The organism is Corallococcus sp. AS-1-12, assembly GCF_020036995.1.
Classification (GTDB): Bacteria; Myxococcota; Myxococcia; order Myxococcales; family Myxococcaceae; genus Corallococcus.
This window is the reverse complement of sequence record NZ_JAIQDD010000034.1, coordinates 34,446-55,034: the sequence shown is the minus strand read 5'-3', so window position 1 is coordinate 55,034 and position 20,589 is coordinate 34,446. Positions and strand designations below refer to the sequence as shown.

The window sequence follows — 20,589 nt, the reverse complement described above, 5'->3', positions numbered from 1 at the left end:
GCCTCCCCTCATGTCTCACCCCCCTTCCTGTCAGACCTCCTCCCGGGCGGATGCCCCGGACGCCGACTCTCCTCCGGGCATGGATCCGGAGGTCGTGGGGCGCCGCTACCGCATCCTCGACCTGCTGGGGCGCGGCGGCGCGGGCACCGTGTGGCGCGCGCAGGACGGACTGTCCGGCCCCGTGGCCCTCAAGCGGCTGCACAAGACGGTGGCGGACCTGGCGCGGCGTCCCGGCCGGGGCACCCCCTCCGCCTTCGCCACGCAGGGCATGGCGCTGTCGCTGGCCCACGAGTTCCAGACGCTGGTGTCGCTGCGCCACCCGCACGTCATCCGCGTGCTGGACTACGGCTTCGACGCGGAGGGCCGGCCCTACCTGGCCATGGACCTGCTGGAGGACGCGCGCACGCTGGTGGAGGCCGGCACGGGCGCGCCCCTGACGACGCAGGTGGGGCTGCTCATCCAGACGCTCCAGGCGCTCGCGTACCTGCACCGGCGCGGCATCATCCACCGCGACCTGAAGCCCGGGAACGTGCTGGTGGTGCGCGGCCAGGTGAAGGTGCTGGACTTCGGCCTGGCCGTGGGCCGCGACCAGCAGGGCCGCCGCGCGCAGCCCGCGGGCACCCCGGGCTACCTGGCCCCGGAGCTCTTTGAAGATCAGCCCCCGTCCGAGCGGACCGACCTGTTCGGCTTCGGCGCCATGGCGTGCCAGATGTTCTTCGGCCGGCTGCCCCACGGGGGCCAGGTGTTCGCGACGCCGGGCTTCCCGCCCGCGCTCAAGGCCCTGCTGGAGCAACTGGTGGCGCCCGAGCCCCACCGCCGGCCGCGCGACGCGGAGGCCGTCATCACCGCGCTGAGCGACGCCGTGGGCCAGCCCCCGCCCGCCGAGTCCGCCGCCACGCGCGAGAGCTTCCTCCAGTCCGCGCGCTTCGTGGGCCGCGTGGCGGAGCGCGAGCACCTGACGAACGTGCTCGACGCGGCGCTCGCGGGGCAGGGCGCCGCGTGGCTCATCGGCGGGGAGAGCGGCGTGGGCAAGTCGCGCCTGCTGGAGGAGGTGCGCTCGCTGGCGCTGGTGCGCGGCGCGATGGTGCTGCGCGGCCAGGCGGTGGACACCGGCGGCGTGCCCTACCAGGAGTGGCGCGCGGTGCTGCGCTGGCTGCCCATGCTCACGGAGCTCTCCGACCGCGAGGCGCGCGTGCTCCGGCCGCTGGTGCCGGACCTGGAGTCTCTGCTGGGCCGAGAGGTGCCCGCCGCGCCGGAGCTGGACGGGGACATGGCGCAACTGCGCCTGCACCAGACGGTGGAGGACCTCTTCGCCCGCCTGTCGCAGCCCACCGTGGTCATCCTGGAGGACCTGCACCAGGCGCACGCCGAGTCCCTCCAGCTCCTCGCGCAGCTCGCGGCGAGGGCGCCGGGCCTGCCGCTGCTCCTGCTGGTGAGCTTCCGCGACGACGAGTCCCCGCAGTTGCCGGAGCGCCTGAAGGGCACCCGCGTGCTGCGGCTTCAGCGGCTGGACGCGGAGGAGATCGCCCAACTGGGCGAGTCCATGCTGGGCGCCGTCGGCCGCCGGCCCGACGTGGTGGAGCTCCTGCGCCGCGAGTCGGAGGGCAACCCGTTCCTGCTGGTGGAGGTGGTGCGCGCGCTGGCGGAGGACGCGGGCGGCCTGGACCGGCTGGGCGCCGTCGCGCTGCCCCAGCGCGTGTGGGCGGGCGGCATGCGCGCGCTGGTGCAGCGCCGGCTGGAGAAGGTGCCCCGGGAGGCGCGGGAGCTGCTGGACGTGGCGGCGCTGCTGGGCCGGGAGCTGGACCTGGCGGTGCTGGAGCGGGCCGCGCCCGGCGCGGACGTGGAGGCGTGGCTCACCGACTGCGCGGCGGCGGCGGTGCTGGACGTGGCGGACGGCCGCTGGCGCTTCGCGCACGACAAGCTGCGCGAGCGGCTGCTGGAGGACCTGCCCCCGGAGCTCCGCCCCGCGCTCCACCGGCGCGCGGCCCAGGCGCTGGAGGCGGCCCACCCCACGGGGCACGCCGCCGCGCTGTCGTACCACTGGGGGCAGGCCGGGGACGCGGCCCGTGAGTCGCATCACGCGCGGCTCGCGGGCGAGGAGGCGCTGTCGGTGGGCGCGTGCCGGGAAGCGCTGCCGCTGCTCTCCCGGGCGCTGGCGGTCGCGCCCCAGGCCACGCCGCTGGAGCAGGGCCGGATGGAGGCGCTGCTGGCGGAGGCGCGGTTCCAGTTGGGGGACCTGGAGGCCTTCCGCGCGCACGCGGAGGCGGCGCTCGCGCACTTCGGCTGGCGCGTGCCCTCGTCGCGCGGGGCGTGGGTGCTGGGCACGCTGGGGCAGGTGCTGTCGCGGCTGGCGCAGAGCGCCCGTCCGGACGCGTACGTGGATGACTCCCGGCGGCGCAAGGAGACGCGGCGGGTGGCGGGCCGGCTGCTGATGCGGCTCACCGACGCGTTCATCTACGCGCAGGAGGCGCTGCCGGTGCTCTGGAGCGGCCTGCGCATGCTCAACCTGTGCGAGCCCGCGGGGCCCACGCCGGAGCTGGCGCGCGGCTACACGGTGATGGCGGTGGTGGCGGGCACGGTGCCGCTGCACCACGTGGCGGACGCGTGGGTGAAGCGGGCGCATGAGGTGGCCGAGAGCGTGGGCCGCCCGGCGGACCTGGCCTACGTGCTCAACCGCAACGCCGTGTGCGCGGTGTACCAGGCGCGCTGGCAGGACGTGGAGACGTGGCTCGCGCGGGCGACGGCCATCGTGGACTCGGTGGGGGACCTGCGGCTGGCGGAGGAGTGCCGCGCGCTGCTCACCGTGTCCGCCATGTACCGGGGCCAGTTCGCGCGGGGCCTGCCGCTGATGGACTGGCTGGAGGCGTCCGCGGCGCGCCGGGGCGCGGAGCAGACGCGGCACTGGGCCCAGCACTACCGGGCCCACATGCTGCTGCGGCTGGGCGAGCACGCCCGGGCCCGCGTGGCGCTGGAGCCGGCGCTCGCGTGGACGGAGGCGCACGGCGGCGCCACCGACCGCATCATCACGGACGGCACGCTGGCGCTCCTGTGCCTGCGCGAGGGTGACACGGCGGGCGCGCGCGCGGCGGCGGAGAAGGCGCTGGTGCGGCTGGCCGCGGGCAAGCCGGTGGCGCACTTCGTCTACTTCGGCGCGACGGCGGTGGCGGAGGTGCTGCTCACGCTGCTGGCGCGCGAGACGCCCGGGCCCGGCTTGCAGGCGCTCACGCACAGCGCGCGCTCCGCGCTCCATGAGGTGGAGCGCTTCGCGCGGGTGTTCCCCTTCGGCGAGCCCTCCGCGTGGCTGTGGCGCGGCTGCGAGGCGTGGCTCGCGGGCAAGCACCGCAAGGCCTTCCGCGCGTGGAAGCGCTGCATCGCGGAGTCGGACGCGCGGGGCATGCCCTACGAGGCGGCGCGCGCGCGGCTGGAGTGGGCGCGGCGCCTGCCCGCGGGCGACGCGGAGCGCGCGGAGCTGCTCCAGCGGGCGGCGGAGGACTTCACCCGGCTGGGGGCGCGCGAGGACCTGGCGCGGATCCTGGCCGAACAGAGGACGGCAGGGTGACGAAGCGATGATGTGGCTGCGGGACGTGGCGTTGCTGGCGTGCCCGGATTGCCGGGGCCAGTTGGTGTGGCACGGGCAGCGCGAGGACGACCGGCTGGACGAGGGGCGGCTGCTCTGCGGCGGCTGCGGCGAGACGTGGGGGATGGAGGACGGGCTCGCCCGGCTGTACCGCGAGGACCGCGTGCAGGGCACGGACCGCCTGATGCGCCACCTCTACGACGGGCTCCCCGCGCTGCACGACCCGCTGACGGCGGTGCTGACGCCGCTGTTCCAGTCCGTCTCCGAGTCGCGGATGCGCGACGGCTACATGCGCCGGCTGGAGCTGGGCGCGCTGAAGCCTCGCGACGACGGGCAGCCCGTGCGCGTGCTGGAGGTGGGCGTGGGCGCGGGCGCGAACCTGCCGCGCATCCGGGGCGCGCTGCCGCCGGGCCTGCCCGTGGAGGTGTGGGGCCTGGACCTGAGCACCGGCATGCTGGCGCAGTGCGAGAAGCGGCTGCGCAAGGGCCGGGGCGTGAAGGACACGCGGCTTTTGGTGGCGGACGCGCACGCGCTCCCGTTCAAGGACGGCCTGTTCGACCGCGTCTTCCACGTCGGCGGGATTGGGAGCTACCGCCAGCCCGCGGTGGCGCTGCGGGAGATGGCGCGCGTGGCGCGGCCCGGCACGCCGCTGGTGGTGGTGGACGAGCAACTGGACGCGGCCTTCCGCCCGTCGCTGTTCCAGCGCGCCGCCTTCCGCGCCCTCACGTTCTACACGCGCGAGGCGAGGAGCCCCCGCGCGCTGCTGCCCCGGAACGCGGAGGACGTCATCGAGGAGCAGGTGTCACCGTTCTACTACTGCCTCACGTTCCGCGTCCCGGCCGTCACGGGTTGAGCACCAGGTCCAGCAGCTTCAGCGTCATGCCGCCCGTGAAGTCGATGGTGGCGCCGTTGAACCACGCGGCGTCGTCGCCCGCGAGCACGGTGACGAAGCGGGCCACCTCGTCCAGCGTGGCCATGCGCCCCGCGGGGGTCATGGCCGCGTGGCGCGCCTCCAGCCGGGCCAGCGCCTCCGGCGAGTAGACGTGGCGCAGCGCGGGCGTCATCACGGTGCCGAACTTGAGCAGGTTGACGCGGTGGCCCTGGGGGCCCAGCTCCATGGCCAGGTGGCGCACGTACATCTCCAGCGAGGCCTTGGCCGCGCTGATGAGGCCGGTGTTGCCCAGGTGCGTCTCATCCAGCGGGTTCTGCAGGCCCAGGAGGCGCGCCTCCGGGGCCAGCAGGTCGCGCCGCACCAGGGCCTGCGTCCAGTACACGAACGAGTGCGCCATGCAGTCGAACGTGCGCTGGATGCGGCGCGGGTGCAGCCGGTCCGGTCCCTCGGAGAGGAAGCGGCCCACGGACGCCCCGGCGATGGCGTGCACGAACAGCTTCACGCTGCGGGGGCCCGCGCGCTGGAGCAGCTCGTCCGCGCCGGCCTCGGCGGCCTCGGGCGTGGAGGCGTCCGCCTGCCGCAGGTGGATGTCCCGGCCCAGCTCGCGCACGTGGGCCACCAGCTCGCGCGCGGTGTCCGGGTAGCGGCCCCGGTGCACGCCGAAGATGTCCAGCCCCGGCTTGCGCGCGACGGCCTCCGCGATGGCCGCGCCCGAGCCCGAGGAGGCTCCCAGGATGAGCGCCCACGCCGGGGGCGGCGGGTCCCCCTCTCTCGCTGGAGCGGATCCGCCTGCTGTGGGGGGCTCTTTCATGGTGCTTCCATCATAGGAACCCGGACGCGGCCGGGCTTGGGAGACGACCCATGCGGGGAGTGAATCCTCACGGGCCTCGTGGTGCCTGGACGGCCTCGGCCACCAGCGCGGCGTTGTCCTCCGCGCGTCGTCCATCCCGAAGCGTGAGCGTGTCCTCCAGCCCGATGCGCGTGTCGAAGCCGTGGCGCGCGGCGTGGTCGAGCACCGCCCACGCGCCTCCCTCCGAGCCGTGGACGAGCAGGGGACGCGCGGAGGTCACCGCCGCGCCGATGTCCGCCGCGTCCAGGGACTCGCCGCCGTGCGCCGCGCGCGGGTGCACGTGGAACGCGCCCGCGCCCGCGGCGTGACAGGCGGCGGCGTCCTCCGCGAGCGCTTCCGGGGTGATGGGCAGCCGGGGATGTCCGGTGGCCGCGCGGGCTCCGTTGAGGCAGGCCTTGAGCAACATGCGCGGGATGAAGCCACGGATGACCCCGGGCGCACGGGCTTCGTGAGGTTGCTCCGTCCGCTGGTGGAAATCCCGCTGCACGAAGGGGTGGGTGGGTTGTTCCCGGGTCCGTCCGCGTTTACCGATGAAGGACGCATCCCCAGCGCCGTGGAGAAGGAGCCTCCCAACGTGCGTCCTCCGGAAAAGGTCGTGTTCGGCCACACCGTCGAAGGCCTGCTGGTGGTCCTGGACGGGCATCTGGAGGGCCCGCTCCGGGCGAGGTTGAAGGCCGTGGGGCTGGACCTGGACCGGAGGCTGGCGCCCGCCTATCCCCGGGACCAGTGGCACCAGATGTTGATTCTGTGCGCGCAGGTGCTCTTCCCCCACCTCTCCGTCGGGCAGGCGCACTGGCACCTGGGCCAGCGCTACGTCACGGCCTACTTCTCCACCCGCATCGGCCGCGCGCTCCAGGGCGTGGTGAAGTTCCTGGGCCCCGCGCGCACGCTGGAGCGCACGACGCGCAACATGGCCTCCGGCAACAACTACCTGCATGTGGACGTGGAGCGCCTGGCCGCCACCGACTACCGGCTGAAGGTGAGCGAGGGCGGCATCCACCCGGAGTTCATCGGGGCGCTGTGCCACTTCGGCACGCTGTCCACCGGCGTGAAGGGGCTCACCACCGTGGTGGAGGGCCGCGAGGGGCCCTCCGCCACGTACCGGATGCGCTGGTAGCGCGTGCTTCAGCCGTGGGAGATGACGAACTCCTGCTCTCCCACGCGCACCTGGAGCAGGCGCTGGATGCCCGACCCCAGCTTCCAGCGGAAGGCGAGCTGATCCATCCAGGCGACGAACGCGGTGACGCGGAAGTCGTCGCAGGCCAGGTCATCCAGGGCCGCGAACACCTGCTGCACGGCGCAGGTCGCGTCGTTCTCCGCGATGACGGCCTCCGACTGGATGGCCTTGTTCAGCGCGATGAGCTTGTCGAGCAGGTCCTTCCAGAACACGTACACCTTCCCGTACGGCCTGCCGCCGACGTCGCCCCCGTAGCGCGAGGACTGCACGAGCACGTCGGAGAACGTGCCCGTGCCGCCGGTCTGCTCCCAGTGTGACGCGACGAAGCCGTCCGCCCCCGCCTGGGTCTTCAGGTGCCAGGCCACGCTCGCCCTCGCGCGGTCCAGCGTCCAGTTCTTCGCCCCGTCCTTGAGGTACGCGTCCCAGAGCGGCGTGTAGAGCTCCTCCCGGCGCTGGAGCTGGGTGCGCACGGGCTGGCTGGCCCGGGGCAGCGCGCGCGCCAGGGCCCTGGCGAAGGCGTTGCGTTCGAAGGCGGGTTCGGAGCCCAGCTTCGCCAGCAGCCGCCGGAAGCTGGGGTTGTCCACGCGCAGGTCCAGCCGCGTGGTGGTCTTCGTGCCGGCGGGCGCCGCGCGGAAGAGGCGGTCCACCAGCGCCGGCGCGTCCTCCGGACGGACCGCGCCCCAGACGGTGGCGCCGTCCACCGCGCGTTGGATGAGCTCCTTCGACAGGCCGTCCTCCACCTGGCTCTGGGCGAAGAGGGAGTACTCGAACTCGTCCGCGCTGGGCGTGAGGCTGAAGCGCGGCATCTGGGCGCTGAAGTCGAGCCCCCAGCGGGAGGTCTTCCCGTACAGCACGCCGGAGCTCGTGTAGCTGCGCGCCCCCAGGAACGCGTAGCGGCGCGGGCCCTGCCGGTGGTCGCGGGACGCGTGCTGGACGACGGCCTTGAGCTTGCGCCGGTCCTCCTGCGAGGCGAAGTTGAAGTCGCGCCAGCCCAGGCCCAGGCCCCAGACGCGCTGGGACTCCACGGACTTCATGTGGAAGTAGCGCCGCAGCCAGGCGTCCCGCACCCGGTGCTGGATGGAGGCCAGGTCGCCGGAGACGAGCGCGCCGTGCGCGCCCGCCAGCTCCTCCGCGGGCACCTCCAGCTCCAGCAGGGTGGAGTCCTCGGTGCTGCGCGCGTACTCGTACTCGAAGCCGGCCTTGAGCGCGCCGCTCACCACGCTCTCCACGAAGTCCTTCAGCTCTTCGTACGCGGCCGTCACCGACGCGAGCGTGGGCTCCACCGCCTTGAGGAACCCCAGTTGCGTCAGCAGCGCGGCGGCGACCTGGAGGAGCGCGGGCTGGAGCGAGCCCTTCTCCAGGCCTTCGACGAGCTGCAAGGCGTCCCGCACCTTGGAGTCCACGGCGCCCAGGATGGAGGCGAGCAGCGGCGACGAGTGCCCCAGCGACACGCCCGCGGACACGTGCACCGCCGCGGCGTCCGAGGTGGCCTTGCGCACCGACACGCGGAACGCGCCGCCGTCCTTGGGCCGGGAGAAGACGATGCGGAACTCGTCCTGGAGGGACACGGTGCCGCCGATGGACGCGCCCGCCTCCGCCTTCAGCTCGAACACCAGTGGCCCGGCCAGCCGCTTCGCGAGCGCGCCCACCAGGGACGCGCTGATGGCGGACCAGGACACCTTCACGCCGGCCTTCAGGGCCACGCACGTCTGGAACGACAGGGCGTCACCGGGCTGGAGCGCCTGCACGTCCCCCAGCACGAAGGGCAGGCGCAGGGACTTCGCGTCCGAACCCAGCGCGGCCTCCAGGGTCTGGGTGGCGGCGTGGTGCCGGTAGTCCGCCACCTTCACCTGGAGCGCCCCGCCGCCGCTCAGCTCGACGAAGGGGAAGTTCCCCTGGCCGTTGGCCTCCGCGCTCAGCTCCGCCGCGTACTTCAGCCAGCACGCGGCCCCGTCCGGGGAGAAGAGGGGCTCCGCGGTGGAGCCGTCCAGCTCCTTCGGGGGCACGCCGATGATGCCGTACGCGTCCTGGTCGTCCCGGTCGTTGAAGAGCTCCACGGGGACCTTGAGCGCGCCCGTCAGGGACACCTGGCCGCCCTGGATGGGGATGGCCCTGTTGCCGCTCAGCTCCGCGTGGCCCAGCGCCTGTTCGTGCGCGGCGTTGCCCAGCGCGAGCTTGAGCGTGTTCACCGCGGGAATGTGGATGCTCCAGCTCATGATGCCCCCCACCGAGGAATGCCCCTGTTCCGGGGCTGGTGAGCAATCATTGACGTGGGGCCTGCCCGGACGCTTCTGACGGCGGGGAGGTGAGACTGTCCTCGCGTGAAATCGTCATCACCCCGGGGATGTAGGGGTTGATTCACGAGTCGATGTTCGGTCAAAAGAGGGGCCACCCAAGCCACGTCATCCCCCGAGACATGGCGGAGGAGCCTCTCGTGTCGAACCCCTCGGAGATCGTCTTCGGCCATACGGTCGAAGGGCTGCTGTTGGCCCTGAAGGGCCGGCTGGAAGGCCCCAGTCCGCTGCGCGCGAAGCTGAAGGACGCCGGGCTGGACCTGGACCGGAAGCTGGAGCCCGCGTATCCGAACAGCGTGTGGCAGAAGCTGCTGCAGATTGGCGCGACGGAGCTGTTCCCGAACGTGCCCATGAACGAGGCGCAGTGGCTGCTGGGAGAGCGCTTCGTCGCGGGCTACTTCGAGACGAACATGGGCCGCGCGCTGCAGGCGGTGCTGCGGCTGCTGGGCCCGGCGCGCGTGCTGGACCGCATGTCGCGCAACCTGGCCTCCGGCAGCAACTTCCTGCACGTGGACGTGGAGCGGCTGGCGGACACGGACTACCGCGTCCGGGTGAACGAGGGCGGGACCTACCCGGAGTTCATCGGCTCCATCTGCCACCACGGGATGCTGACCACCGGCGTGAAGGGCCTGACCACCGTGGTCGAGTCCCGCCAGGGCCGCGCCGCCATCTACCGCGTGCGCTGGTAGCCGCGCGCCGCGTCCAGCAGTCCCTGCACCGCGCCCGTCACCTCGCGGTGCACCGTGAGCAGGGACTCGCGGTCCGCCGCGTCGAACCCCGGGGCCAGGTGGGTCGTCAGCGGCGCTCCCACCCATTGGGTCATCTTCACCGGGAAGGGCAGGGACAGCGGCCACGGGCCCGTGGCGCCCACGCCCAGCCACAGCGGCAGCCTCCCCGGCATCCCCACGCGCTTGCCCCACGCGTAGCCGTCGTTCAGGCCCACGTAGGCGTCGTCCATGCCGTGGCCCGCGATGGGGACGATGGGCAGGCCGTAGCGCACGGCCAGCCGCAGGTAGCCCAGCCGCTCTCCCCAGTCCACGCGGTAGCGGTGCCGGAAGTCCCGGCAGCCCTCGCGCGTGCCTCCGGGTTGCACCAGCACGTGCTCGCCCTTCCTCACCGCCTCCGCCAGCAGCGGCCCGTCGCCGGTGACGAAGCCCAGCCCGTCCGCGACCTGACGCATGCCGGGGATGCGGTCGAACGCGCCGTGCGCGATGCCGTGCGGCAGGTAGCCCAGCCGGTCATGCAGCGTCACCGTCAGCATGCACAGGTCCAGCGCCAGGGGGCGGCCGTGGTAGCCCACCAGCAGCTTCGCGCCGGGGCGCAGCAGCGGCTCCAGGTTCACCACCTCGTAGCGGTGGTAGCGCTGGAGCAGGCGGAACGCCGTCAGCCACGCGGCCCGCGCCGCCGTCGCGGTGAACGTCACCCGCCCACCCGGTAGAGCACCGCGCCGTGGGCCACGCCCGCGCCCACGCCCACCATCAACACGCGGTCCCCCGGCTTCACCGGCCGCGTGCGCCACAGCCGGTCCAACCCCGTGCCCAGCGACGCGGAGCCCACGCTGCCCACGGTGTCCACCACCGTGACGCTCTTCGCCTCCGGCACCTCCAGCGCCTGGAGGATGGCCGCGAACATGCTCCCGTTCGGCTGGTGCGTGAGCACCCACTCCACGTCCGCCACCGTCAGCCCCGCGCCCTGGAGCACCGTCGACGCCGCGCGCTTCAGCGCCCCCAGCGCCACGCGGGTCATGTCGCGCGAGGGCGTGAGGAAGCGCATGCGCTCGGGCTGGCCCGTCTGGTGCGGGTTCTCCAGCACGACGTCCGGCGGCAGCGTGCCGTCGTTGCCGAACGCGGCCCCCAGCACGCCCTCGCCGGGGCGTGCCTCGCCCAGCACCACCGCCGCGGCGGCGTCGCCCAGCACCAGGTAGGGACGCGGGTCCTCCGGCCGCGTGGTGCGTGACAGCAGCTCCACGGACACCACGCCCACCGGCCCCAACCCCGTCGCCACCGAGCGCGCCGCCAGGTCGAACGCGCTCAGGAACCCCATGCACGCGTTGCCCACGTCCATCGCGTCGCAGGTCCCGGACAGCCCCAGCGCCGCCGCCACCCGGCTGCCGTTGGACGGCGTGGTGACGTCCCCGCCCATCGACGACACGAAGAGGATCCGCCGCAGCGCCGTCGCGGGAAGTCCCGCCGCCTCCAGCGCGCCGCGCAGGGCCTGTGCGCCCAGGTCCGCCGCGCGCGTGCCCGCCGGAGCGAAGTGCCGCGCGCGGATGCCTGTCTTCCGCTCCACCTCCGCCGCGTCGCGACCCACGCGCGCGCAGACCTCCGCGGTCGTCACCGGCGGACCGGGCAGCACGCTCGCGGTGCCGAGGATGCGGACCGGAATCACGCGGCCCTCCTTCCACCGGACGGGTTCCGGCGCACGCGCAGCGCCTCCCAGGCCTGCTTGAGCTCCAGCAGCTTCTGCTCCAGGCCCATGTCGCGCGCGGCCTCGTCCAGCACCTCGTCCACGTGCGTGAAGCGCATGGAGCCGAGCAGCGGATGCTCGCGCGTGCCCACGTCGTAGCGCAGGTCCCCTCTGGCGGACTCCAGGTCTCCGTTGCGGTGCAGGAGCAACACGCCGCTGGCCAGCAGGTCCTTCGCTCGCGCCACCGGGTTGAGCGCGGAGAGGAACAGCCCCACCGCCCCGGGCAACAGCGGCCGCGCGGCGTGCTGGTGGCCCGCCGGGAAGATGTTGCTGGAGAAGACCAGGTCCGCGCCCGCGTGGAGCAGCACGTCCACCGGCACCATGCTGGTGAAGGCCCCATCCACGTAGCGCGCGGGCGGCTGGAGCGTGGGCGCCCAGACGCCCGGCGCCGAGCCGCTCGCGCGCACCGCCAGCGCCAGCGGCCCCTTCTCCAGCACCACGCAGCGGCCCGTGGTCAGGTCCGTCGTCACCGGCAGGAAGCCCACGGCCAGCTCCTCCAACGCCAGGTCCCCCAGGTCGCCGCGCACCAGCCACTCCATGGCCTGCGTCGTCACGACCGAGGACAGCGCCGCGGCGGACAGGTGCCCGCCCCGCGCGCGGTGCTGGAGCCGGCGCAGGCCGTCCAGCCCCTCGCGCCCGTCGCGCGCCGTGCCGCAGTAGTACGCCCCCACCAGCGAGCCCATGCTCGCGCCGCTGAGGAGGTCCACCGGCACGTCCAGCGCGGCCAGCCTCCGCAGCAGGTGCACGTGGTAGAAGCCCCACACGCCGCCGCCGCTGAGCGCCAGCCCCACGCGCCGGCCGGTGATGGCGCGCGCCCACCGCGACAGCGCGTCCCGCGTCCCCGCGTCCAGGCCCAGCGCCGCCAGCGGCCTTGCGTCCCCGGGCCGCACCACCAGCCGCTCCCAGTCCAGCCGCAGCCGGCACCCGGGCGGCGGCGCTTCCTCGTCCCACCCGTCCTCGTCCGGCAGCGAGCGCCCTCGCAACGTCGGGCTGCCCTGCGGCCGCCACGGCGACAGCAGCACGGTGGGCAGCACCGGCGCTCCCGGCGTCCCCACGCCGTCCGCCTCTGCCTCCGGCGGCACGAGCCGCACCTCGCGCGGCGTCAGCGACTCCGGCACCGGCACGCCATCCACCAGCACGCAGTCGAAGTCCTCGCCCTCGGCCAGCAGCGGCGCGCCCGGCGCCACCGTGCGGCGGAACACGCGGTCGGCTCCGCGCACCGTGCCCTCCGCGCGCTTCGCCCCCGCGCGCACGAGCAGCACCCGGTCCCCGAAGTCGTGGACCATCACCTTCGCCACCAGCTCCACCAGCACGGACAGCGTCGCGGGCGGCAGCTCCAGCCCCTGCGCCGCGCGGAACGTCACCACGTCCGCGCGAGCCGCCGCGCCGCCGCGAGGCACCACCGTCACCGCCTCCAGCTCCTCGCGGGGAAGGAAGAGCGCGTGCGACGCGGACGCCGCCGTCACCGTGACGGGCCACGTGCCACGCGCGAGCGCCTCCACGCCCAGCGACATCCCCGCGCGCAGGTGCAGCAGCACCGTCCCCGCCGACGTCACCCGCCACTCGCCCGAGCGCAGCAGGTAGAGGCCGTCCACCGGCTCGCCCTCACGGCAGAGGACCTCTCCGGGCCGAGGCTCCACCGGCCGGGCCCGCTCCAGCAGGCGGAGCAGGGCGGACACACGCGCGTGGCGCAGCACGGGGGCTTGCTTCAACGTGTACAGCCACCGACGCCGCTCATCGACAGTCAGGGGAGAAGCCATGCGTCGCCCAAGGATAACCAGGACGCTCCGGCGCCGGATAGCGCACCGGGGTGCCTGCCCGCTGTGCGGGTCCTCCGCGACGCGTCGCTACGCCGGCTGGGGTCGCGGCGGCTCCCCCTCGGGAGGGAGGGACGGCGGCGGATTCCTCGGACCGCCTGATGAATTGCCGTGCTTGCGGTGTTTCAGGATCTTCGTGCGCGCGCCCTCGACCAGCGCGTAGAGCACCGGGATGAAGATGAGGTTCACGAAGGTGGAGAAGAGCATGCCGCCGAAGACGGCCGTGCCCAGCGACTTGCGCGCGGAGGCGCCCGCGCCGCTGGCCAGCATCAGCGGCACCACGCCGAAGAGGAACGCGAAGGACGTCATCAGGATGGGCCGCAGGCGCGTCTCCGCCGCGTTGATGGCGGACTCCACCACGCCCTGGCCCTGCGCGCGGAGCTGCTCGCCGAACTCCACGATGAGGATGGCGTTCTTCGACGCGAGGCCCACCAGCATCACCAAGCCCACCTGACAGAACACGTCGTTCACCAGCCCGCGCAGGTTCTGCAGGAGCAGCGCGCCCATCATCGCGACGGGCACCGCGAGCATGACGACGAAGGGCAGGGCGAAGCTCTCATACTGCGCGGCCAGCACCAGGAACACGAACACGATGCCCAGCGCGAAGATGACGAGCACGGTGTTGCCCGCGCTCTTCTGCTCCTGGGACAGGCCCGTCCACTCGTAGGTGAAGCCCGGCGGCAGGGCCTGCTTCGCGACCTCCTCCATGGCGGAGAGCGCCTGGCCGGTGGAGACGCCGGGGGCGCCCTGGCCGTTGATGTTGGCGGAGCGGAAGAGGTTGTAGTGGGTGATGTTCTGCGCGCTGGTGATGGGCGTCACCTTCACCAGCGCCTCCAGCGGCACCATGGCCCCGGTGTCCGAGCGCACGTAGAAGCTGCCGATGTCCTTCGGGTTGTCACGGAAGGGCGTCGCGGCCTGCACGAACACGCGGTAGACGCGGTTGGCGAAGGTGAAGTCGTTCACGTACTGGCTGCCCAGGTACACCTGGAGCGTGGAGAACAGCGAGGACAGGGGCACGCCCAGGGCCTTGGCCTTCTCCCGGTCCACGTCGATGTTGAGCTGCGGCGAGCCCGCGGTGAACGCGGAGAACACGCCGCGCAGCCGCTGCTCCTGGCCCGCCTTGCCCACCAGCGCCTGCGTGGCCTGCGCCAATTCCTCCAGCGTGCGGCCGCCCTGCTGGTCCTCCAGCACGAACTCGAAGCCGCCCACGCTGCCCACGCCGCGGATGGCGGGCGGTTGCAGGGGCAGCACGCGCGCGCCGCCCACGGCGCTCAGCGGACCGCGCAGGCGCTCCACCAGCCCCGCGACGCTGGACTCCTTCGCCTTGCGCTCCTCCCAGGGCTTCAGGTTGATGAAGAGCGAGCCGTAGTTGGCGCCCGTGCCCAGCAGCGAGAAGCCGCCCACGGTGAAGATCTGCGTCACCTCCTGCTGCTGCTTGATGATGCCCTCCACCTGGATGAGCACGTTGCGCGTGTACTCCAGCGACGTGCCCTCCGGGCCCTGCACCGCGATGATGAGGTAGCCCTGGTCCTCGTCCGGGATGAAGCCCGTGGGCGTGGCCCGGTAGAGCAGGCCCGTGCCCACGAGGAACAGCGCGAAGATGCCCACCACCAGCCACCGCGCCTTGCCCAGCATCAGGCCCAGCAGCTTCCCGTAGCCGCGCCGGAGCGCGTCCAGGCCCTGGTCGAACTTGCGCGCCAGCACGAACTTCTGGCCCTCGTTGGGGCGCAGGAGGCGCGCGCACAGCGCGGGGGACAGCGTGAGCGCGACGAGCGCGGAGAGGCTGATGGAGAACGCGATGGTGAGCGCGAACTGGCGGTAGATGGCGCCGGTGGTGCCGGGGAAGAAGGACACCGGGATGAACACCGCGGACAGCACCAGCGCGGTGGCCACCACCACGCCGGCCACCTGCTGCATGCCCCGGTGCGTGGCCTCCTTCGCGTCCACCTTCTCGTGCTCGATGACGCGCTCCACGTTCTCGATGACCACGATGGCGTCATCCACCACCAGGCCCGTGGCCAGCGTGAGGCCGAAGAGGGTCAGCGTGTTGAGCGAGAAGCCGAACGCGTTGACGAACATGAACGTGCCCACCAGCGACACCGGCAGCGTCGTCACCGCCACCAGCACGCTGCGCCAGCCGTGCAGGAAGATGAAGATGACCAGGATGACCAGCAGGATGGCCTCGCCCAGCGCGTGGAGCACCTCCTCGATGGAGGCGCTCACCGCGGCCGTGGTGTCGAACGCCACCTGATAGGTGAGGCCCGGCGGGAAGTTGGCGGACAGCCGCTGGAGCTCCGCCTCCACGCCCTCGCGCACCGCCAGCGCGTTGGAGCCGGGCAACTGCGTGATGCCCAGGCCCACCGCGTCCTGGCCGTTGAAGCGCAGGAGCTGCTGGTAGTTCTCCGCGCCCAGTTGCACGCTGCCCACGTCGCGGATGCGCACCAGGGCGCCGTCCCGGCCGCGCTGGATGACGATGGCGCCGAACTCCTCCGCCGACGTGAGCTGGCCCTTCACCTGGAGGGACAACTGGTACGCCTGCTCCTTGGAGGACGGGGCCTGGCCCACCTTGCCCGCGCCCACCTGGACGTTCTGCTCCTGCAGCGCGCTCACCACGTCCTGCGCGGTGAGGCTCCTCCGGGCCAGCTCCGAGGGGTCCAGCCACAGGCGCATGGCGAAGCGGCGCTCTCCGAAGATGCGCACGTCGCCCACGCCCTTCACGCGCAGGAGCGCGTCACGGATGTAGACGTCCGCGTAGTTGCTGATGAACTCCGTGTCGTAGCGCTTCTCCTTGTCATAGACGCCAAAGGAGACGAGCAGTTGTGTCTGCGCCTTGCGCACGGTGACGCCCAGCGCGTTCACCTGCGAGGGCAACTGCGGCGTGGCGGTGGCCACGCGGTTCTGCACGTCCACCGCGGCCAGGTCCACGTCGCGCGACGGGTCGAACGTGGCGGTGATGGTGCACTGGCCGTCGTTGGTGCTGGTGGAGGACATGTAGCGCATGCCCTCCATGCCGTTGAGCTGGCGCTCCAGCACGGTGGTGACGGCGCTCTCCACCGTCTCCGCGGACGCGCCGGTGTACGTGGCCGTGATTTGCACCTGCGGCAGCGCCAGCTCCGGGTACTGCTCGATGGGGAGGCTGGGGATGGAGATGGCGCCCACCAGCGTGATGAGGATGGACAGCACGCTGGAGAAGACGGGGCGCTGGATGAAGAAGTCGGTGAACATGGCAGCCCCCTAGCGGCCCGCGTCCGCGCCGCCGCCCATGCCCTGGGCGGGTGGCAGGGGCATGCCTTCGGTCTGGCCCTGCGCCTGTGGCGCGGGCTTCGGCTGGATGGGCATGCCGTCGCGCAGTTGCTGCACCCCGCTGATGATGACCTGGGTGCCCGCGTCCAGGCCCTTGAGCACCTCGTAGTCGTTGCCCTCCACCAGCCCCAGCGTCACCGGCTGGCGCTTCACCACGGTGCCCGCGTCGCCCTCCCCCACCACCAGGGCGAAGGACTGGCTGCCCTGCCGCGTCACCGCGGTGGTGGGCATCTTCAAGGCCTCGCGCACGTCGTAGACGAGCTGCGCGCGGACCAACTGGCCCGCGCGCAGGCCCACGGTGTTGTCGAACGCGGCCTTCACCTCCACCAACTGCGTGTTCGGGTTGGGCGTGGGGGCGACGAAGAAGGCGGGGGCGCGGACGACGGGCTCGCCGTCCTCGTCGAGGACCTCCAGCGGCGTCTGCCCCACCTTCACCCGCGCGGCCTGGTCCACGGGCACCTGCACGGACAGCTCCAGGGCGCGGCTCTGGTCCACGATGGTGAGCGCCGTCTGCGGCGTCACGTAGTCGCCCAGCTTCACGGGGATGTCGCCCACGACGCCGTCGAAGGGGGCGCTGACGTTGAAGAAGCCCAGTTGCACCTGCTGGTTCTGGATCTGCGCCTCCGCCGCCTGGGCCTGGGCCTCGGCTTGCGCCGCCTGGGCCACGGCCTGCTCGTAGTCCTGGCGGCTGACGAGCCCCTCCCGGAGGAGCTGCGCGCTGCGCTCGCGCGTCCTGCGCGCGAACTCGCGGTTGGCGACGGCGGAGGCCTTCTGGGCCTGGGTGGCGCGCAGGGAGGCCTGCTCCTGGCGCGGGTCCACGACGAGCAGCACCTGGCCGGCCTTCACCTTCTGGCCGGGGCGGATGGGGATCTTCTGGATGTAGCCGGCGACCTGCGGGACGACGGTGATGCTGCTGCGGGAGATGAGGGTGCCCACGTACTCGCTCGTGTCGCGCACCGGGCCGGGCTTCACCGCCATCACCTGCACGGGGACGGGCTTGCCGCCGCCCGGGCCCTGCTGGCCTCCCTGGGGGCCGCCTCCGGGCGCGGCCTGGCCGGGCCCCTTGCCGCCGCTGCACCCGCCTGTCGTCAGCGCGAGGAAGAGACCCCACGCGACCCAACCGCGCCTCACCAATCGCATGCCGCCTCCGACAGGAATGCATCCACCACGGCCTGGCGGTACTGGAAGTCCCGGAGGACGAGCTCCAGTTCGGCCTGACGCAGGGCCCCGGCTGACTGCACCAGCTCGAGGCTCGTTCCGGTGCCCACCTCGAAGCTGCGGCGGGTGAGCCGGTCGTTCTCTTCCGCGAGCCCGCGCTCGCGCTCCGCGAGGGCGCGCGTCGTCTGGGTCACCTGCACGGCGCGCTTCGCCTGGGTGACCTCCACGACGACGTCGCGCTCGCGGGAGGTGGCGTCCGCGCGGGCCTGCTCCAACTGGCCGCGGGCCTGGCGCAGGCGGCCCTCGCGCGCGCCGCCGTCCCAGAAGGGCAGCACCAGGCTGGCGCCGACGTTCCAGATGGGGACCTCGGCGAAGCCCGGGTTGACGGTGAGCGCGGTGGTGGTGCTGGTGAGGTCCAGGGTGGGCGCGTATTGGCGGTACACCTCGCCGATGGCGCGTTCGGCCACCACCTGGCGGGAGCGCGCGGCGGCGATGTCCGGGCGGTTCTCCAGCGACTCCAGCGTGCGGCAGGTGGCCTTCGCGCCCTGGAGCAGGGTGGTCAGCTCCAGGCCCGGCTTGAGGCCCACGGCGGACGGGGTGCCCAGGGCGAGCCCGAGCGCCTCGCGCGCCTGGCGCAGGTTCTCGTCGCCGGTGACGACGTTGCGGCGGGCGGCCTGGGCGTCCTGCTCCACGCGGACGACGTCCAGGCGGGTGCCGGCGCCCAGCTCGAAGCGGCGCTGCGCCAGGGCCAGCCGCTCCAGCGCGGTGCGCAGGTTGACGCGGTTGACCTCCGCCAGGCGCTCGTTGGAGGACACGGAGACCAGCGCCTGCGCGAGTCCGCGGGTGAGCTGCCGGCGCGTCTCCGCGAGCGACAGGCTGGCGGTGCGGCGCGACTCCTTGGCGCTGCCCAGGGCGTAGAGGTTGGCCAGGTCCACGACGGGGACGTTCGCGCTGAGCACGCCGATGCCCAGCAGCTCCGTGGGGGTGAAGCCCCCGGCGCCGCTCACGCCACCGCCCACGCCGCCGCCGATGCCACCGCCCACGGCGGGGATGTTCGGGTTGAGCACGTTGTATTGGGCGGACAGGGTGCCGGTGACGGAGGGCAGCAGGTTGGCGAGCGCGATGCGCCACGTGCCCGCGGCGGCCTCGACCTGGCCCAGGGCGGCCTGGAGGTCGGGGGAGCGCTGGCGCAGGAGCGTGAGCGCTTCGTTCCAGGACTGGAGCTCCAGGGGCGCGGCGGGCGCGGGAGCGAGCAGCGGATCCGACACGTTCGCCTGGAACGGCGGGGGCACTTCAGGGACGTCTTCCGGGCTCTGGGACGGGGTGCTGGCGCGGCCGGGCCGCGGCGGAGCGGGAGCCCGGGGTGTGTTCGGGGCCGGGGCGGCGGGCGCGGGAGCGGTGGGAGCCGGCGTGGGCACGGCGGGTGGCGCGACGGAGGGCGGTGGAGGCGCGGGTGGAGCGCGCTGCGGTGGCGCGGTGTATTGCGCGAGGGCGGGACGGAAGGGTCCGGAGCCGGTGGGCGCTGGTGGCTCACCGGGGATTCCGGCGGGAACCAGCAGGGCTGCGAACACGAGCGCGTTCATAAGGGATGCTCCCCAGGTAGGGGCGAAGCCAGCCCCCCGCCACGGTTCGCGCCCCCCGGCGCTCCAGTGGACAACACAGCAGGGCGAGGAAGTGCTCAGCAGTCGATGCACGGACCTGGAGGTCCGGGGTTGCCCTTACGGACGCAAGGGCAGGGAAGGGGGAGGGGCTCGTGGAGACATGGCGCGTCCTGACGCGGGCTGGGACAAGGGAAGCGCCAACGTGCGTCACGAACGCCAAGCAGGCGTCTGTCTTCAGGGGAGGGCGCGCGTTCAGCACGCCACGTCTGTCCTACCGGCCGGGTCATGGGCCGTGGCTCGCTCCGGCGTGTGGTTTTCTTGTTTATATGGTATTGAACGTTGATGCTGAATTTCAGGATCTTGTTCCTGGGCGTAGTCGCGACCGGGCTTTGGTTCGTGTCCTGTGTGGGTGCCAGCCCAGTTCCGGTCGAGGATCGCGACTACGGACTCATGAATGGTGCCGTATGGGTGCGAGGCCCCTGGGATGCCATCCGACCCTCCGCTGACATCGATGCGGTCATCGATCAGCTCTGCCCCGCCGTCATGGAGCTGCCGCGCGCCCAGGGGCGTGAGTATGGACAGGAATACTGCGGGGTCCTCTACTCCGTGGGAGACGGTGCCTACTCGGCGAGCATGCCATCTCCGCTTGGACCGCTCTTGAAGGCGACTCCTGAGCAACAGAAGAGCTGCAAGCAGCCGAACTTCGTTCGGGACTCACGAGGCGCGGTGAAGATCCAGGCGGACTACCACAGCCACCCCTGGGCCAACTCACGCATGTCCAGGCCGGACCGAGCAGAGGCGCGTCAGAGGTACTCCATCCGGCTCCAGTTTGACACGGCATGCCGGGTGATGAAGCTGGTCCCGTACATTGGTGAAGCCAGACCTGGAGAAGTCTATGAACGGCGCGGGAAGCGCTGGGCGCTCATCGGTATCGTCAAGCCAGAGCACAAAGCCACGGGTCTGATGACCGCCGTGACGGAGTAATGCCCCGCCTATGAACCTCCTGAAATCAGCACCCCGCGGACGTAAGGGCCTCCCGAAGTCAGGATGGCTCCTGGCCCTGTGCTTGCTCCCCGCGTGTGCGCTCTTCCAGCGCACTTCGCGTCCTCCCCATGCACCGGAGGAAGAGGCGGCCCGCGTCCAGTTCCCACTGGACCTGCCCGAAGACGCGCAGACGCTCGCGGGCGGCACGGTGACCGCCATGCAACTGGCGCTGGATGATTTCCGGCCGCTGGACCTGAAGCCCCACGACGGGGCGACGGAGGAGGAGCGCTGTCTCTATCAGCGCGAGTCCTATGACGTCAGCGCGGCACCGGGCCCGGAGGGCGTGACCTTCGTGCAGATCACGCTCAAGCCCCAGCTCTGTGAGAAGCAGGGCGCCATCATGGACATGGGGGCGACCTATGCCGTGGACGTGAAGGGACGGCGCATCCTCGCCGTGCGGCACTGAGGCC

15 protein-coding genes are annotated in these 20,589 nt (G+C 72.7%); 6 read left to right on the top strand and 9 right to left on the bottom strand.

What is annotated here, in order from left to right:
• Nucleotides 1-79 precede the first annotated feature (79 nt).
• Both K8556_RS34135 and K8556_RS34130 read left to right on the top strand, forming a co-directional pair.
• Nucleotides 80-3,559 (top strand): serine/threonine-protein kinase PknK, encoded by a 3,480-nt coding sequence (locus K8556_RS34135; RefSeq protein WP_223744298.1) that lies wholly within the window; start codon nucleotides 80-82, stop codon nucleotides 3,557-3,559.
• A gap of 7 nt (nucleotides 3,560-3,566) precedes the next feature.
• The gene (locus tag K8556_RS34130) at nucleotides 3,567-4,430 is read left to right on the top strand and encodes a methyltransferase domain-containing protein (protein WP_223744297.1); all 864 of its coding nucleotides are present in this window, start codon (nucleotides 3,567-3,569) and stop codon (nucleotides 4,428-4,430) included.
• Here the strand turns inward: K8556_RS34130 and K8556_RS34125 are convergent.
• Both K8556_RS34125 and K8556_RS34120 read right to left on the bottom strand, forming a co-directional pair.
• Complete coding sequence (locus K8556_RS34125) at nucleotides 4,420-5,280, bottom strand: SDR family NAD(P)-dependent oxidoreductase (RefSeq protein ID WP_223744296.1); 861 nt, start codon at nucleotides 5,278-5,280, stop codon at nucleotides 4,420-4,422. The two genes, K8556_RS34130 and K8556_RS34125, sit on opposite strands and share 11 nt — an antisense overlap.
• A gap of 67 nt (nucleotides 5,281-5,347) precedes the next feature.
• Entirely contained in the window at nucleotides 5,348-5,725 is a 378-nt protein-coding gene (locus K8556_RS34120) for a 3-keto-5-aminohexanoate cleavage protein (RefSeq protein ID WP_223744295.1), read from the bottom strand.
• Between the two features lie 168 nt (nucleotides 5,726-5,893).
• Here K8556_RS34120 and K8556_RS34115 point away from each other — a divergent pair, with 168 nt between their 5' ends.
• Nucleotides 5,894-6,436, top strand: a complete 543-nt coding sequence (locus tag K8556_RS34115) for a DUF2378 family protein (RefSeq protein ID WP_223744294.1) — start codon at nucleotides 5,894-5,896, stop codon at nucleotides 6,434-6,436.
• Nucleotides 6,437-6,444: 8 nt separating this feature from the next.
• Here K8556_RS34115 and K8556_RS34110 read toward each other — a convergent pair whose 3' ends face one another.
• Nucleotides 6,445-8,712, bottom strand: coding sequence for a hypothetical protein (locus tag K8556_RS34110; protein ID WP_223744293.1), 2,268 nt, complete (start codon nucleotides 8,710-8,712; stop codon nucleotides 6,445-6,447).
• Nucleotides 8,713-8,930: 218 nt separating this feature from the next.
• Between K8556_RS34110 and K8556_RS34105 the strand changes: the two genes are divergently transcribed.
• Nucleotides 8,931-9,479, top strand: coding sequence for a DUF2378 family protein (locus tag K8556_RS34105; protein ID WP_223744292.1), 549 nt, complete (start codon nucleotides 8,931-8,933; stop codon nucleotides 9,477-9,479).
• Here the strand turns inward: K8556_RS34105 and K8556_RS34100 are convergent.
• The 6 genes from K8556_RS34100 to K8556_RS34075 form a co-directional block, all read right to left on the bottom strand.
• Nucleotides 9,461-10,213 (bottom strand): lysophospholipid acyltransferase family protein, encoded by a 753-nt coding sequence (locus K8556_RS34100; RefSeq protein ID WP_223744291.1) that lies wholly within the window; start codon nucleotides 10,211-10,213, stop codon nucleotides 9,461-9,463. The genes K8556_RS34105 and K8556_RS34100 overlap by 19 nt on opposite strands.
• Entirely contained in the window at nucleotides 10,210-11,178 is a 969-nt protein-coding gene (locus K8556_RS34095) for a ketoacyl-ACP synthase III (RefSeq protein ID WP_223744290.1), read from the bottom strand. The genes K8556_RS34100 and K8556_RS34095 overlap by 4 nt, the downstream gene beginning before the upstream one ends.
• Nucleotides 11,175-13,016: a cyclic nucleotide-binding and patatin-like phospholipase domain-containing protein gene (locus K8556_RS34090; RefSeq protein ID WP_223744289.1), complete on the bottom strand. Its 1,842-nt coding sequence runs from the start codon at nucleotides 13,014-13,016 to the stop codon at nucleotides 11,175-11,177. Before K8556_RS34090 ends, K8556_RS34095 begins: the two co-directional genes overlap by 4 nt.
• Before the next feature lie 87 nt (nucleotides 13,017-13,103).
• Complete coding sequence (locus K8556_RS34085; protein ID WP_223744288.1) at nucleotides 13,104-16,298, bottom strand: efflux RND transporter permease subunit; 3,195 nt, start codon at nucleotides 16,296-16,298, stop codon at nucleotides 13,104-13,106.
• Between the two features lie 9 nt (nucleotides 16,299-16,307).
• Nucleotides 16,308-17,516 (bottom strand): efflux RND transporter periplasmic adaptor subunit, encoded by a 1,209-nt coding sequence (locus K8556_RS34080; RefSeq protein ID WP_223744287.1) that lies wholly within the window; start codon nucleotides 17,514-17,516, stop codon nucleotides 16,308-16,310.
• Nucleotides 17,504-18,826, bottom strand: coding sequence for a TolC family protein (locus tag K8556_RS34075; RefSeq protein WP_223744286.1), 1,323 nt, complete (start codon nucleotides 18,824-18,826; stop codon nucleotides 17,504-17,506). The genes K8556_RS34080 and K8556_RS34075 overlap by 13 nt, the downstream gene beginning before the upstream one ends.
• Before the next feature lie 651 nt (nucleotides 18,827-19,477).
• Between K8556_RS34075 and K8556_RS34070 the strand changes: the two genes are divergently transcribed.
• Nucleotides 19,478-20,119 (top strand): hypothetical protein, encoded by a 642-nt coding sequence (locus tag K8556_RS34070; protein ID WP_223744333.1) that lies wholly within the window; start codon nucleotides 19,478-19,480, stop codon nucleotides 20,117-20,119.
• Nucleotides 20,120-20,201: 82 nt separating this feature from the next.
• Entirely contained in the window at nucleotides 20,202-20,585 is a 384-nt protein-coding gene (locus K8556_RS34065; protein WP_370640009.1) for a hypothetical protein, read from the top strand.
• The last annotated feature ends 4 nt before the right edge of the window (nucleotides 20,586-20,589 follow it).

What these genes read in the sequence shown, in the direction of transcription:
- K8556_RS34085 (WP_223744288.1), bottom strand. Translation starts at nt 16,298, where the DNA reads ATGTTCACCGACTTCTTCATCCAGCGCCCCGTCTTCTCCAGCGTGCTG.
- K8556_RS34070 (WP_223744333.1), top strand. Translation starts at nt 19,478, where the DNA reads ATGCTGAATTTCAGGATCTTGTTCCTGGGCGTAGTCGCGACCGGGCTT.
- K8556_RS34080 (WP_223744287.1), bottom strand. Translation starts at nt 17,516, where the DNA reads ATGCGATTGGTGAGGCGCGGTTGGGTCGCGTGGGGTCTCTTCCTCGCG.
- K8556_RS34110 (WP_223744293.1), bottom strand. Translation starts at nt 8,712, where the DNA reads ATGAGCTGGAGCATCCACATTCCCGCGGTGAACACGCTCAAGCTCGCG.
- K8556_RS34090 (WP_223744289.1), bottom strand. Translation starts at nt 13,016, where the DNA reads ATGGCTTCTCCCCTGACTGTCGATGAGCGGCGTCGGTGGCTGTACACG.
- K8556_RS34130 (WP_223744297.1), top strand. Translation starts at nt 3,567, where the DNA reads ATGATGTGGCTGCGGGACGTGGCGTTGCTGGCGTGCCCGGATTGCCGG.
- K8556_RS34125 (WP_223744296.1), bottom strand. Translation starts at nt 5,280, where the DNA reads ATGAAAGAGCCCCCCACAGCAGGCGGATCCGCTCCAGCGAGAGAGGGG.
- K8556_RS34120 (WP_223744295.1), bottom strand. Translation starts at nt 5,725, where the DNA reads ATGTTGCTCAAGGCCTGCCTCAACGGAGCCCGCGCGGCCACCGGACAT.
- K8556_RS34135 (WP_223744298.1), top strand. Translation starts at nt 80, where the DNA reads ATGGATCCGGAGGTCGTGGGGCGCCGCTACCGCATCCTCGACCTGCTG.